At 60.7% G+C, this 14,327-nt stretch carries 14 protein-coding genes; 8 read left to right on the forward strand and 6 right to left on the reverse strand.

Going from position 1 to position 14,327, the window contains the following annotated elements; all coding sequences use genetic code 11:
- Positions 1–6 precede the first annotated feature (6 nt).
- Together BLP10_RS19870 and BLP10_RS19875 are read left to right on the forward strand one after the other, a co-directional pair.
- On the forward strand, positions 7–2,646 hold the full coding sequence (locus tag BLP10_RS19870; RefSeq protein ID WP_091138607.1) for a DEAD/DEAH box helicase: 2,640 nt from the start codon (positions 7–9) through the stop codon (positions 2,644–2,646).
- A gap of 148 nt (positions 2,647–2,794) precedes the next feature.
- A complete protein-coding gene (locus BLP10_RS19875; protein ID WP_091138609.1) occupies positions 2,795–3,853 on the forward strand; it encodes a DUF808 domain-containing protein in 1,059 nt (352 codons plus the stop codon).
- 7 nt (positions 3,854–3,860) lie between these two features.
- Here BLP10_RS19875 and BLP10_RS19880 read toward each other — a convergent pair whose 3' ends face one another.
- Positions 3,861–4,709 carry a restriction endonuclease gene (locus tag BLP10_RS19880; protein ID WP_091138611.1) on the reverse strand — a complete coding sequence of 283 codons (849 nt, stop codon included), beginning with the start codon at positions 4,707–4,709 and terminating at the stop codon, positions 3,861–3,863.
- Positions 4,710–4,825: 116 nt separating this feature from the next.
- Here BLP10_RS19880 and uvrB point away from each other — a divergent pair, with 116 nt between their 5' ends.
- Positions 4,826–7,534 (forward strand): excinuclease ABC subunit UvrB, encoded by a 2,709-nt coding sequence (gene uvrB, locus BLP10_RS19885; RefSeq protein WP_091138614.1) that lies wholly within the window; start codon positions 4,826–4,828, stop codon positions 7,532–7,534.
- Between the two features lie 22 nt (positions 7,535–7,556).
- Here the strand turns inward: uvrB and BLP10_RS19890 are convergent, their stop codons facing one another.
- Together BLP10_RS19890 and BLP10_RS19895 are read right to left on the reverse strand one after the other, a co-directional pair.
- Positions 7,557–8,357, reverse strand: coding sequence for a nickel-binding protein (locus BLP10_RS19890; protein ID WP_091138780.1), 801 nt, complete (start codon positions 8,355–8,357; stop codon positions 7,557–7,559).
- 347 nt (positions 8,358–8,704) lie between these two features.
- Entirely contained in the window at positions 8,705–8,863 is a 159-nt protein-coding gene (locus tag BLP10_RS19895; RefSeq protein ID WP_091138615.1) for a DUF3309 family protein, read from the reverse strand.
- Between the two features lie 296 nt (positions 8,864–9,159).
- On the opposite strand from BLP10_RS19895, the gene BLP10_RS19900 reads away from it, so the two are divergent.
- Complete coding sequence (locus BLP10_RS19900; RefSeq protein ID WP_091138618.1) at positions 9,160–9,363, forward strand: NepR family anti-sigma factor; 204 nt, start codon at positions 9,160–9,162, stop codon at positions 9,361–9,363.
- Complete coding sequence (locus tag BLP10_RS19905) at positions 9,360–9,911, forward strand: sigma-70 family RNA polymerase sigma factor (RefSeq protein WP_091138620.1); 552 nt, start codon at positions 9,360–9,362, stop codon at positions 9,909–9,911. Before BLP10_RS19900 ends, BLP10_RS19905 begins: the two co-directional genes overlap by 4 nt.
- A gap of 117 nt (positions 9,912–10,028) precedes the next feature.
- On the opposite strand, the gene infA is transcribed toward BLP10_RS19905, so the two are convergent.
- From infA to BLP10_RS19920, 3 genes are all read right to left on the reverse strand, one after another.
- Positions 10,029–10,310, reverse strand: a complete 282-nt coding sequence (gene infA / locus BLP10_RS19910) for a translation initiation factor IF-1 (protein WP_009494617.1) — start codon at positions 10,308–10,310, stop codon at positions 10,029–10,031.
- A 93-nt stretch (positions 10,311–10,403) separates the two neighbouring features.
- The gene (locus BLP10_RS19915; protein ID WP_091138623.1) at positions 10,404–10,613 is read right to left on the reverse strand and encodes a cold-shock protein; all 210 of its coding nucleotides are present in this window, start codon (positions 10,611–10,613) and stop codon (positions 10,404–10,406) included.
- A gap of 196 nt (positions 10,614–10,809) precedes the next feature.
- Positions 10,810–11,070 (reverse strand): hypothetical protein, encoded by a 261-nt coding sequence (locus BLP10_RS19920; RefSeq protein ID WP_139165549.1) that lies wholly within the window; start codon positions 11,068–11,070, stop codon positions 10,810–10,812.
- Between the two features lie 186 nt (positions 11,071–11,256).
- Between BLP10_RS19920 and BLP10_RS19925 the strand changes: the two genes are divergently transcribed.
- From BLP10_RS19925 to BLP10_RS19935, 3 genes are all read left to right on the forward strand, one after another.
- Complete coding sequence (locus tag BLP10_RS19925) at positions 11,257–12,054, forward strand: BON domain-containing protein (RefSeq protein WP_091138783.1); 798 nt, start codon at positions 11,257–11,259, stop codon at positions 12,052–12,054.
- Between the two features lie 167 nt (positions 12,055–12,221).
- A complete protein-coding gene (locus tag BLP10_RS19930; protein ID WP_091138629.1) occupies positions 12,222–12,599 on the forward strand; it encodes a hypothetical protein in 378 nt (125 codons plus the stop codon).
- A 103-nt stretch (positions 12,600–12,702) separates the two neighbouring features.
- On the forward strand, positions 12,703–14,283 hold the full coding sequence (locus tag BLP10_RS19935) for a class I SAM-dependent methyltransferase (protein ID WP_091138632.1): 1,581 nt from the start codon (positions 12,703–12,705) through the stop codon (positions 14,281–14,283).
- Positions 14,284–14,327: the final 44 nt, after the last annotated feature.

Here is a 14,327-nt window from a genome sequence, read left to right on the forward strand (position 1 = left end):
TTCTCCATGAAGCTCAAGCAGTATCAGTCCGACACCCTCGCCACCCTGCGCCGTTTCCTCGAAGAGGCGCGTCTGGCAGGTCCGCGCAACGCCTACGATACGATCACCAGCGAACCCGCCCAAGCCAAGCGCATCGGGCGCTACCGCGGCGATTACAAGGCGCTGGAGGCGCTGCCCGACACGCCTTACGTCTGCCTTCGCCTGCCGACCGGCGGCGGCAAGACCATTCTCGGCGCTCATGCCATCGCGGTCGCGCGCGATGCCTGGATCGAAAAGGACTATCCCTTCGCCCTCTGGCTCGTGCCATCCAACACCATTCGCCTGCAAACGGCGGAAGCACTCAAGAACCCGCGCCACCCCTATCGACAGGTGCTTGACGAGGCGTTCGATGGCCGCGTGCGCGTGTTCGACATCGCGGATTTTACGCATATCCGCCCGCACGACATTCGCGACAATCTCTGCATCGTTGTGGGCACCATCCAGACCCTTCGCGTGAGCAACACCGAAGGCCGCAACGTCTATGCCCACAACGAGAATATGGAGCCGCATTTCTCCGGTCTCTCGCCCCATGCGCCGGAGATGGAGAAGTTGGAGAGCGGCGGCATCAAGTTCTCCTTTGCGAACCTCCTGCACATCCACCGCCCGCTGATGATCGTCGACGAAGCGCACAACGCCGTCACGAACCTTTCGCGCGACATGCAGACCCGGGTGAACCCCTGCGCCATCATCGAATTCACGGCGACACCGCGCTTCAATTCCAACATCCTGCATAGTGTGACCGCGCACGAGTTGAAAGATGAGGAGATGATCAAGCTGCCGATCGTGCTGGCAGAGCATCAGGATTGGCAGGGGGCGGTGAACGGCGCGATTGCGACCCGCGCCAAGCTGGCGGAGAGCGCGAAGGATGAAGCGGAATACCTTCGCCCCATCGTGCTGTTCCAGGCACAGCCGAAAGACCGGGAGGTCACGGTCGAACGGTTGAAGCAGCACCTGATCGACGTGGAGCAGATCCCCGAGGACCGCATCGCCATCGCCACGGGCGACCAGCGCGAGTTGGATGGGATCAACCTGTTCGACCCGCAGTGTAGAATCGAATACGTCATCACTGTGGAAGCGTTGAAGGAAGGCTGGGACTGCTCCTTCGCCTATGTGTTCTGCTCCGTGGCGCGCATTCAAAGCGCGATTGCCGTCGAGCAGCTTCTCGGACGCGTGCTGCGCATGCCCTACGCCAAGCGCCGCAAGATGCCCGATCTCAATAAGGCCTATGCCCACATCTCTGAGCCCACCTTCAGCCTCGCCGCCAACGCTCTCGTGGACAAGCTCGTCGCCATGGGCTTCGAGGACGAGGCCCCTGAGATGATCGAAGTCGCGCAAGGGCATTTCGATGAGACGGGGCTTTTTGCTCCGCGCGAGCAGCCCAAACCGATTTTCAAGTATAGCGTCACCGCCTCCCCTGCACTCTACGCCACCATGAAGGACGCTGTGGTTCAGGGCGTGTCGCTGAACGAAATCGACGAGGGAAAAGTCGAGATCGTCGTTACGGGATATATCCCGCCGGACATCGAGCAAATTCTGACCGAGGCCGTGCCAGAGCCTGAGCGTCCGGGTTTTTCTGAAGCGGCGCGAGCCTATAAGGCGCATATTCTGCCGCTTCTCTCCCCCGCAGAGCAAGGCAAGAAATTCATCGTTCCGCGCCTCATGAGCGAAGTTCAGGGCGAGTTCGTGTTCGTCGAGCCCGAAACACTCATGGAACACCATAAGTGGTCTCTCCTCGATCATTCATCCAAGCTCAGCGAGGCGGCATTTTCGATCCGCGAGAATGCTCAGAGCTTCGAGATCGATGTCGATGGGCGCGAGGTCATCTACCGCTTCATGCAGGAGGAACGACAGCCTTCCCTCGACATCGACGTCGAGGGCTGGACGCCGGAGAACCTCGCCATCTGGCTCGAGCGGCAATTGCGCCAGCCGGATCTTCACCCCTCCGAGCTTCTGCGCTGGGTGCGCGATTGCATCGGGCACCTCACAGGCGTCCGGAATATTCCCATCGCAACACTAATGCGCTCAAAGTTCATCCTCGCCAATACGCTCAAGGCAGCGATTGCTTCCATCCGTCGCGTCGAGCAGGAAAAGGCTTATCAGCACTATCTCATCGCCCCCGAAGCCAAGACCTGCGTTTCTTTCGATCACGGCTTCGTCTTCAAGGGCGGCATCTTTGGCGATCAGCGGCGCTATCGTGGACGCTGGCGGCCCAGCAAGCATTTCTTGGGCCCTGACAACGTACCGGCCTTCGACGGGGACGATCAACAGGGTGAAGAGCTTCAATGCGCCCAAGCCTTGGACAGCCTGCCCGCTGTTCAATACTGGGTCCGCAACGTAGCGCGGCATCCGGATGCTTTCTGGCTGCCTTTGGCCTCAGGCAGGTTTTATCCCGACCTCGTCGCCCTTCTGAATGACGGACGTCTCTTTGTGGTTGAGTACAAGGGGGCGCATCTCGCGGGCGAGGGCAACGCTGAAACCAACGAGAAGCGCACCGTCGGACGGCTTTGGGAAAGACTGGCAGCAGGCCAAGGGCTGTTCCTCATGGTTGAGAAGACCGTCGACGGAAAGGACATGCGCGCCCAAATGCTTGAAAGGATTGGCGCGTAAGCTGGTGGATCCCCAACGCAAGAAATGGGGGATGACGATGCCGGGCTGCACCGAAATCGCGCCTCGGACGTTATCGAAACCGGGAGAAGCCGTTTAGGATCTCCCGGATCGCCGCCTTCTATCCGAACGCCCTTCGACAGGAGCCCTCATGAGCATCGGCCTGATCGCCCTGCTGGACGACATCGTTGGCTTGGCCAAGGTCGCCGCGGCCTCACTGGATGACGTGACGGCGCAGGCCGCCAAGGCGGGCGCGAAGGCGGCGGGCGTGGTGATCGACGATGCGGCCGTCACGCCGCGCTATGTCGTGGGGTTCGCGGCCGCCCGCGAGCTGCCGATCGTCGGCAAGATTGCCTGGGGCTCCCTCAAGAACAAGCTCATCTACCTGTTGCCGGCGGCGCTGCTGCTGAGCCTCGTGGCTCCGTGGGCCATCACGCCGCTGCTCATGATCGGCGGCCTCTATCTCTGCTATGAGGGGTCGGAGAAGGTGTTCGAGGCCCTCTTCCCCCATAAGGCCCATGAGCATGAGGCCGAGGTCGGGGCCGCGATGCAGACCGCCAAGAGCCTCGAGGACGAGAAGGTGAACGGGGCCATCAAGACCGACTTCATCCTCTCCGCCGAGATCATGGCGATCACCCTCGGCACCGTGCCGACCGCCTCGTTCTGGACGCAGGCGCTCGTTCTCGCGGTCGTCGGCATCGGTATCACGGCGCTGGTGTATGGCGGCGTAGCGCTGATCGTGAAAGCCGACGACATGGGCGTCACGCTTGCAACCGCCGACAGGCCCGTCTCATCTCTGTTCAGGCGCAACGGAGCAGGCGCGGCCCTGCACACCGACAGGCTCCTGGCGCCTGTGACGAAGCTCATCGGGCGCGGCCTCGTGAAGAGCATGCCGGTCATGCTCAAGCTGCTCGGAATCGTGGGAACCGCCGCGATGGTCTGGGTTGGCGGCGGCATCATCATTCACGGACTGGAAGGCTATGGCCTCGCCGGGCTGGGCCACGCCATCCACGATGTGGCCGCAGCCGCCGCTCATGCGGTCCCTCCCTCCTTCAGCGGCGCTGTGGAGTGGCTCGTCACGGCGGCTGCCTCCGGCCTCTTCGGGCTCGTCCTCGGCGCCATCCTGATTCCGCTCATCCACTTTGTCGCGGTGCCGCTGGCGAAATCGTTGAGGGGCACCGGAAGGAAGGTGGAAAAACACTCGGCTTAAGAAAAGATTAGATTGAGCGGAAGAATGCCTCTTCGATCTCGACCTCCTCGACAAGCCGCACCTTAACGCCCAGCTTCAAATCCTTGAGCAAGGCGCACAGGCTCTCGCCATCTACAAGGTCGATAGCTGGAGCGCCATCGCGTGCCGCTTCGCGGCGTGCCTCCGATGTAAAAGTGCCCGTTGTAATGATGAGTCCCTTGTCGGCGCGCCCAACCATAGCACCGCGAAAATCGCGCACTACATTAGAGCCTACGGAACCCTTCCAGCGCTTACATTGGAAAAGCACATGGAATGATACTAGATGCATCCGAAGGACGCCGATGCCGTCGATGCCGCCATCTCCGGACTTTCCAGTAATATCCACACGTGTAAAGCCGGATTCACGCAAGATGCGCTGGCACAAACGTTCGAACGCGTCAGGCGGAATAGATTGAACGGTTTCCAACAACCGCTCATTCCATAAGAATACTTCAGCTTCATCACTAGCAGGCTTTGCAGTTGCTCCTGACTTCCGAGCTTCATAGTTCGCCATTCGAACGTTGCGTTTGATAGCTTCTATATCCGTTTCCGTGATACTCTCACCTTTATCGGTCAAGCTCCAAACACCACGCTCTGAATTATCAACTGCCCCGTGTCCTTTTAGGTAGGTGCGCGCCCAAGCCATGCGATAAGCAAGCTCTGAACGAGAGCCTTTGCCAGAGGGAATGTTACGCAACTCTTCGGATAACTTGAGCTTATCTGCAACGTGATCAACCAGTTCCTCATTCGAAGCGGAACCACCAAGAGCTTTCAGTGCTTGGATGGTCGGTAGCATGAGGGCATCGAATTTTGGGAGGTCGTCTTTCAAGGATTTCATGGAAGGCTTCTTCAAGGAACGATGCACGTTATGGTTGCCGAGCCTCGCCGTAAAGATATCTCCTTGCGTCCATCCACACCCTTCCATTCGTCGGCAGTTCGTACCATATTCGTTCTATGGCCAAATCACCCAAAAAGCCCAAGCTTTCCACTGGGAAAGCGTCCAAGCCTGATCTGAAGCCTCTGGCCCCGCACCTGGCTGAACTCCTCAATCCCGCCGTCAACCGGGAGCGGGAGGCGGCTGAAGGTTTCGCAGAGCGCGCGCAGGAAACCTTCATCCATGGCGACATCACGGATGTCGATCCGGCGCTGGCCAAGAAGCTCGGCCTGAAGGGCCCCGACGACGGGCCGGACGTGGCGAACGAGTTGGGCGACATGGGATCGGGATCGGGCTTCTCGGCCACCGTCGATGCGCTCTCGAAACTGCTGACCGAAGGCGACCCGCGCTTCAAGAACGGCAAAGCCTGGGTGCCGCACCGCCCGCCCCGCCCCGAGAAGTCGGAAGGTGGTATCCCGTTCAAGATCAAATCCGATTTCACGCCCTCCGGCGACCAGCCCAACGCGATCCGCGAACTGGTGGACGGCGTGCGCCGCCAGGAGCGCGACCAGGTGCTGCTCGGCGTCACCGGCTCGGGCAAGACCTTCACCATGGCCAAGGTGATCGAGGAGACGCAACGCCCCGCCCTCATCCTCGCGCCGAACAAGACGCTGGCCGCGCAGCTCTACGGCGAGTTCAAGTCGTTCTTCCCCGACAACGCGGTGGAATACTTCGTCTCGTATTACGACTATTACCAGCCCGAAGCCTATGTGCCGCGCTCGGACACCTTCATCGAGAAGGAAAGCTCCATCAACGAGCAGATCGACCGCATGCGCCACTCTGCGACGCGCGCCCTGCTCGAACGCGATGACGTGATCATCGTGGCCTCGGTGTCGTGCATCTACGGTATCGGTTCGGTGGAAACCTATACCGCCATGACCTTCTCCGTGAAGGTCGGCGAGAAGATCGAGCAGCGCCAGCTCATCGCGGATCTCGTGGCCTTGCAGTACAAGCGCATCCAGAGCGATTTCGCCCGCGGCACGTTCCGCGTGCGCGGCGATGTGATCGAACTTTTCCCGGCGCACTTGGAAGACCGCGCCTGGCGCATCGGCCTCTTCGGCGATGAGATCGAGAGCATCGTCGAGTTCGATCCGCTGACCGGCAAGAAGACCAACGATCTGCAATTCGTGAAGGTCTACGCGAACTCGCACTATGTTACGCCGCGTCCGACCTTGCAGCAGGCCGTGAAGGGCATTCAGGACGAGTTGCAGCACCGGCTGCAGGAACTCGCCCGCATGGGCCGCCTGCTCGAAGCGCAGCGGCTCGAGCAGCGCACGCAGTTCGATCTCGAGATGATCGAAGCGACCGGCGTGTGCAACGGCATCGAGAACTATTCGCGCTATCTCACGGGCCGCAAGCCCGGCGAGCCGCCGCCGACCCTGTTCGAGTACCTGCCCGACAACGCGCTCGTCTTCACTGACGAGAGCCACGTGACCGTGCCGCAGATCGGCGGGATGTATCGCGGCGACTTCCGCCGCAAGGCGACGCTGGCCGAATATGGCTTCCGTCTCCCCTCGTGCCTCGATAACCGCCCCTTGCGCTTCGAGGAATGGGACGCGATGCGCCCGCAATCGATTCATGTGTCGGCGACGCCCGCCAAGTGGGAGATGGAGCAGACCGGCGGCGTGTTCGTAGAACAGGTCATCCGCCCGACAGGTCTTGTGGACCCCATCGTCGAGATCCGCCCGGCACGTTCTCAGGTGGACGATCTCGTGCACGAGGTGAAGGAACTGTCTGCGCAAGGTTACCGCACGCTCGTCACCACGCTCACCAAGCGCATGGCCGAGGACCTGACGGAATACATGCACGAGAACGGCATTCGCGTGCGCTACATGCACTCCGACATCGACACGCTGGAGCGCATCGAGATCATCCGCGATCTGCGGCTTGGCGCCTTCGACGTGCTGATCGGCATCAACCTGCTGCGCGAGGGCCTCGACATTCCGGAATGCGCGCTCGTCGCCATTCTCGATGCGGACAAGGAAGGCTTCCTGCGCTCGGAGACCTCGCTGGTGCAGACCATCGGCCGCGCGGCGCGTAACGTGGAGGGCAAGGCGATCCTCTACGCCGACAAGATTACCGGCTCCATGGAGCGCGCGATCGCCGAGACCAACCGACGCCGCGAGAAGCAGCTCGCCTACAACGCCGAGCACGGCATCACGCCGCAGAGCGTGAAGAAGAACATTGCGGATATTCTCGAGAGCGTCTACGAGCGCGATCACGTCTCCGTCGATACGGGCCTCGCCGACAGGACCGTCGGTCACAACCTCAAGGCCGTCATCGCGGACATGGAAAAGCGCATGCGCGAAGCCGCCGCGAACCTGGAGTTCGAAGAGGCCGCGCGCCTGCGCGACGAACTCAAGCGCCTGCAGGCCACGGAACTCGCCATCAGCGACGATCCCATGGCGCGTCAGGCCGATGTGGAGAAGGAAGCAGGCAAGTACGGTGGATCGCGAAAATACGGACGCAACGCCAACCTGCCACCGAAGGGCCTTCCCGCCTCGGCGGAGGGCGCGAGCGAGGGAGACGAGGATTCCGACGCTTACGGGCCGCTCGGAAAGGGCCGCTCGGACGAAGGCACCCGCATCCGCAAGCCCGGCCTCGACGAGATGGGCCCAGGCACGGACCGCGAAATCCCTCTGAACTACCGCGAGCGTCCGGCAGGACGCTCGACGCAGGGTTTCGCGGGACAGAAGCCGAAATACAAAGGCGGTCGCAAGGGGCGGTAAATCCGCCCCTTCTTCATGTGTCTCAACGCCAGGCCACCTCGTACGCGCGGACCGGCCGCGAAAAACCTTTCAAAGTTCTTTGCCCGAGTTCGACGAGTTCAACACGGCCCGCCAGAAATCTGGACACTTCCTCGGACACGACGATGGAGTCCGGCTCTGCGCTCTGACAGAGGCGAGCGGCTGTCTGCACGGTCGCGCCGAAAAGATCGTTGTGGTCGGCAACCGGCTCGCCAGCATCCAGCCCTATGCGAACCCGCAATTTCTCCTGACTGGCGAGGTTGAAGGCATCGAAGGCCTGCTGGATGGCACGAGCGCATTCCACGCCCGCTTCGGCATCGTCGAAGGCTGCCATGATCCCATCGCCGGTGTGCTTGATCTCGCGTCCGCCCTTGCGATGCAGGGCCCGACGAACCAAGGCATCATGAGCGCGCACCATTTCGACAGCGCGGACATCGCCCAGACGGGCCGTCATTCCGGTTGAATCGACGATGTCCGTAAACATGATGGTGCGCATGGCCGGATCGATGGCCGTTTCAACGGGCATCGGATCGGAAACGCGACCCAGGAAGGCTTCGACAGCGGATAAATCGACTTCGATGACATCCCGTGCGATCTCGCCATGAGCCTCGTCATGAACCCGCATTGCCGTTTGAATGTCGGGAGCATCGATAAGGCAGAAAGCTGTGCCGCGCGTGTCATCGAACCAATAGGTCAGGAAGCGGACTCCATAATGCCCCTGCACCTCCAAGTCCTTCCGATGAGCCTCCGCAACATCCGCCGCCGTCAATCCCTTCAAGTCATGCCGATCGAGGAATATGGGCATCGCTTCCTCCGAGCCCCCGTGATCCAATTTACACTTCTCAGCAAAGATCCGGAATGTTTTGTCAGGCTAGGGGAAGCCCATTCGAAAGAATGTCCCCCGTCATCCGCTCAGGGGGCAACAGATGACGGGGGTCTCACCCGGCACACGCATCGGGAAGAGAAGTCCGGCCTCCAAAAATAACGCAGCATCGTAAGGGGTCGATGTCTGCCGTTGAATGGCCGCGACCGAGATGAAGGTAGGGCGCAAACGATCTCGGCAATGTGCGGATCCACACAACCTTGACCATGAATCTGCACGCAAAAAGGCGGCCTCTCGGCCGCCTCTTGGTCAGTCTTGCATCGACCCCGTCAGATTCGCCCCATAAGCAATAGGACAATCAGGATCAGCAGGATCACGCCGAGCAGACCGCTCGGGCCATACCCCCAGCCACGGCTATGGGGCCATGCCGGCACCGCACCGATCAGCAGCAGGATGATGAGAATAAGAAGGATAGTACTGATAGCCATTGTGTTGCCTCCTGTAGAGCTTCCGCGGAGGTTTGCGCCTTTCCTCATGAATGTTCATGAGGGAGGAGAGGCTCAACCTCAGCCGAAAATGAGCTGTTGCAGAGAAACTTGGCCATTCGAATTTGGTTCCCTGAACGTTATGCCAATGCACACAAAGGAACCTCTGCCGTAACGGAACGATCAAACTGGCTTGGCGTTACACTCACGGCGATTGGGTGCCTCCTTGAGCGCGACCCTGCGGGAGGTCGCCGCCTCATACGGATCCGGACCCCATGCAAAAAAAGATTCCAAAGCAAATGCCTCAGTTTGATCCAGAGCCTGTTCCGGGCCTCAGAAAATCTTCATCGCCGGCGCTCAGCCGCTCTGTCCAGGCCCAACTCGGCCAGCGTCTGCGCCAGTTCTATGAAGCCCTGGCGCTCGGCGAGCAGCCGGTTCCGGATCGGTTCATCGAAATCATCAATCGTTTGGACGAACGGACGCCGGAGAAGCAGCAATCATGAGCATCGATACCGATCTTCGCGATTCCATGCTCAAGGCAACGCCGAACCTGCGCGCGTTCGCCATTTCTCTGACGAACAACGTGGACCGCGCGGACGATCTGGTGCAGGAGACATTGATGCGGGCGATCGCGAACATCGCTCGCTTTCAACCCGGCACCAACATGCAGGCGTGGCTCTTCACTATCCTGCGCAACCTTTTTCATTCCGAATACCGCAAGCGGCGGCGCGAGGTTGAGGATGCCGACGGCAAGTATGCCGCCACCCTTTCGGTTCAGCCCGATCAAATGCCCCATCTCGACTTCGAAGACCTGCAGAGGGCGCTCGCACGGCTGCCGCACGATCAGCGTGAGGCATTGCTGCTGGTCGGAGCCTCGGGCTTTTCCTACGAGCAGGCTGCCGAGATCTGCGGCTGCGCGGTGGGCACCATCAAGAGCCGCGTCAACCGCGCCCGTAACCGCCTCGCCGAGCTCATGCACCTCGAGGATATGGACGAGGATATCGGCCCCGATCGCGTAACCCTTTCGGTGATGCACGCCGCCGTCGCCTGAGTGGAGCCTGATCCCAAACGCCAAAGCCCGGTGAAGCGGATGACCGCTCCCGGGCTTTTCGCTTGTCGAAGCATGCGGAACGTGGCCTGCGCTGCCCTCAGGAGGCGCGCAACCGGCTCACCGACGCCGGAACTGCTGATTTCCGCGTTGCGGCGGGCGGGGGCCGGACGATGCACCCGAGTCCTTGTGGCGGAAGATGAGCCTGCCCTTTTCAAGGTCGTAGGGCGACATCTCGACGGTCACGCGGTCGCCCGCGAGCGTCTTGATGCGGTTCTTCTTCATCTTGCCGGCCGTATAGGCAATGACCTCATGGCCATTGTCGAGCTGCACGCGATAGCGCGCATCCGGCAGAATTTCGGTCACAAGTCCTTCAAAGGTGATCAGTTCTTCCTTTGCCATGCAAAGTCTTCCTCGTAACAAAAAAAGCCGCTCCTTAAGCGGAACGGCCGATAAGCAAGAGAGCGTGCCAGGCACGCCCTCAAGTATCAAACCTTAGGCGTTCTGCAGGTTCACTGCAGAGGCGCGGCCGGTACGCTGATCCGTCTGAAGCTCGTACGAGATCTTCTGACCCTCGCGCAGACCACGCATGCCGGCGCGCTCAAGCGCCGTTGCATGGACGAACACGTCCTTGCCGCCGTTGTCGGGCTGGATGAAACCATAACCCTTGGTTTCATTGTACCACTTCACGGTTCCCGTTTCCATGGGAAATCCTTTCGCTGTCGTTTGCACGTGGGCGGGGGCTTGAGGCCAATTACGCCCGCTAGTCGATATTGGTAGAGAGAAGGAACGTGCGCCCGGCAGTGCCAAAGCGGTGTAGCCCAGTCGTCCGGCCAAATGTCGATGCGAGAATAAGTAGGGGAAGGATGGGGCAATTGCAAGGCAGAACGGCTAAGCCTTCTTAGGTATCCCGGCTGCCGCGCAGGCTTGAAATAAGCATCTGCAATGCCTCCTCGCCTTTGTCCGTAAAGCGGATCTCCTCCCCATCGGCTTCGATCAGCCCCCTCCCTGTCAACTCGGAAACAGCCGTGTCGCTGGCTTTGTGCCCTGCTCCGTCGCGCTGGACGACCCGCCTGACGGCCTGCCCGCTGGACAACTGGTGATAGGCAGCAAAGGCGAAGACCGCCAATGCCTCGTCGCTCAAACCCGATAGTTCCGCCATGGGAGACCTCTGCTCGTGAAAGCGTTGCGCCATCGTCAATGCGAACCCGGCGAACCCGTTCAACCATGGCTGTTCAAAACCCTTCGGAGGAACGGCTTCTGCCTCCTCACGTTGAAGGAGCAAGGCCCTGCCCGTCGGCGGGCCGTACCCATGAACGACGGCAAGAACAACGGAAGGAGCGCTCCCATGGCCAATGATCGCTATCGCGATGACGACGGCTATATCGCCCGCCGAGGCTTCGGTAATGACCGCGCCGGTTACGACCGCGCCCGCGAAGACAGAACACCCAGGCGCGACTATGGGGATTCCGCCGGTTATGGCACAGGCGGCTCCGCCCGCGACTGGCGCGACGTTGTCGGCGAAGACCGTGACTACAACGCGTCCTCCCTCTTCCGCTCCGGCGAAGGCCGGGATCGTGACCGGGACTATCGCCGTTCGGGGAGTTCATACGGATGGGATCAGGACCGTTCCGGCTCCGACACGTTCGGTCGGGGCTCCCGTGATTACAATGAGGACAGAGGGTTCTTCGAGCGCGCCGGGGACGAGGTCCGCTCCTGGTTCGGCGACGAGGATGCCGAGCGCCGCCGTGACCGGGACATGCGCGAGGCGGGCTATCATCGCGGACGCGGACCGAAGGGCTATCAGCGTTCCGATGAGCGGATCATGGACGATGTGAATGACCGCCTTACGGATGATCCGCATATCGATGCATCGGAAATCGAAGTCTCGGTTTCGGGCCGCGAGGTCACCTTGAGCGGCACCGTCAACAGCCGCTTCGAGAAACGGCATGCGGAGGACATCGCGGAATCCGTCTCGGGCGTCACCCATGTGCAGAACAACCTGCGCGTCCAGCAATACGCTGATATGGGCATGGGCGGCAGCATGCTCTCCGGCGCAGGCGCGGCAGGCGCCGGAACGGTGGGCCAGCCCGAAATGAACACGGGAGGGACCGGCGACACGACAAGCCGCAAGAACCGCACCTGACCCCACCGGCATTTCAGGGCGATTATCCTTCTATCCCCTGAAAGCTCGCGAGCCCCTCGCGGATGCGCCCTTTTGCTCTTGGGAGCGGGGCGCATCTGCCGTATCAGGACCTTGCCTTTTCCCTCAGACGCACGACCTCATATCTGACGGGAAGGATGAGGACGACGATGGCAGGTATTTCCGTCACGCTCGAAGGTGACAACATTCAGATCGCCTTCCAGAAAGGCGAGCAGTCGACAGCGGTGGTCATGGACCCTCACGCTGCCCGCTCGCTGGTCAAGGCCCTCAGCCAGCTTCTCATCGCAATCGGCGAAAGCAGCGAAAATGCGGGAGAAGACGCTCCCGAGGAGCTGGTGGAGGTCACGTCCTCGACCATCGATGTCGGCACCGACGAGCATGGTCTTGCCGTGGTGGGCCTGCAGGCCGGCATGATGCCCCCCTTCCTGCTTCGCCTCAAGGATGACGAAGCCAGGCACATCGCCACCAGCCTGCTTGAAATCCTGAACAGCCCGCGAGACGTAAGGGTCTCTCACGGGGACCACTAGCTTCCCGGAAGACCATATGAAGGCTTGATCCCGGCCATTCGATCTGCAAAGTATTATTGCAACGTTATTTCATCAAAAACATTGCAGATCGAATGGATCGACCATGACCAATTGGAGTTCGGGCTACGTCACGGACGTCGAGTACACCCACGGCTTCTATAAGGGCCTGACGCCCAATCTGCTGAGCCTGTACGCACTCCTGCGCGGGGTGCAGGCTCCCGGGGCCGATCTGGAGCCGCGCACTTATTGCGAGCTGGGCTGCGGACAGGGCTACACAGCCAATGTTCTGGCTGCCGGCAATCCGCATATCGAGTTCTATGCAACCGACTTCAATCCAAGCCATATTGCCGGCGCACAGGATCTGGCGCGGGCGGCCAAGCTCGGCAATGTGCATTTCTCGAACGACAGCTTCGGCGAGTATCTGCAACGCGATGACCTGCCGGATTTCGACTTCATCACCCTTCATGGCATCTATAGCTGGATCTCGGCGGAGGCGCGGCAGGAGATCGTTCGCTTCATTGCCAGGAAGCTGAAGCCGGGCGGCATCGTCTACATCTCCTACAACTGCATGCCCGGATGGGCATCCGTCATGCCGCTCCGGCGTCTTATGATCGAGCACGCAGACATGCAGGGCGCATCCCGCCCGTTGCTGCCGCGCATTTCCGCATCTCTCGATTTCGCCGAAACGCTCAACCGTCTGGAAGCCAGCTATTTCCAAAGCCAGCCATCGCTGGCTGGTCGCATCGAGCGCATCAAGAAGAACAATCTCAACTACGTCGCGCATGAGTATTTCAATCGCGATTTGACGCCGTTCTACTTCATGGATGTGGCCCGCGAACTGTCGGAGGCCAAACTCACATGGGTGGGTCCCGCCAGCACGACGGCGGGCCTCGACATGATCCATCTGACACAGGAGCAACGGGATCTTCTTGCCGGCATCGACGACGTGCATTTTCGCGAGACGGTGCGCGATCACATCATCAATCAGCAGTTCCGGTCCGACATCTTCGTCAAAGGTCCTGTGAGACCTGGCGCTCAGGCCATTACCGAGAAATGGCTGGACACGAGATTTGCGCTGACGAACGGCAATCCTTCTCAGGACATGAAGGGAAGCCGCTTCTCCATCAAACTGAACCCCGATCTCTTCAATGGCTTGGTCGCAGCCCTCACGCCAGGACCGCGCGCCTTGCGCGAGATCGCGAGCCTTCCGGAACTCGAGCGGTTCAAGCTGGATCGGATCCTCCAGGGAATCTTTTACCTGATCGATCAGAATGCCTGCCATCCTTGTCTTCCCGACCAGGGTCTCCTGGAGCGCAAGCTCCGTGCGGAGCGCTTCAACGCGGTCGCTGCGGAGCGCGTGAAGTCCGGCGCTCCCCTCAACACGTTCGCATCGCCCGTTCTTGGCGGAGGCGTGCCTCATGACCGTATCGGTGCGCTGATCTGGCTTGCGCTTCACAATGAGGAGAAGGACCTGTCCCAGGCCGTTCTGAATCATATGAATCAAGCGGGCCTCAAGGTGTCCAAAGAGGGGCAGGAGTTGAAGGGCGCAGACGAGAGCCTTCGGGTCCTCGAGGCTCATCTCGCCGTCAATGACGAGAAGGTGAGGCCGTTCTGGAAATCCCTGGGATTGCTCAGGATGGAAGGCGGGAACGCCAAGCGCGAGCAGAAGCGGATGGGCGCGTGATGCGCCCCCAGACCGCAAACTGAGCCGCGGCGGAACTTCATTAC

Origin of the sequence: Microvirga guangxiensis, from assembly GCF_900102135.1 — a bacterium.
Lineage (GTDB): Bacteria > Pseudomonadota > Alphaproteobacteria > Rhizobiales > Beijerinckiaceae > Microvirga > Microvirga guangxiensis.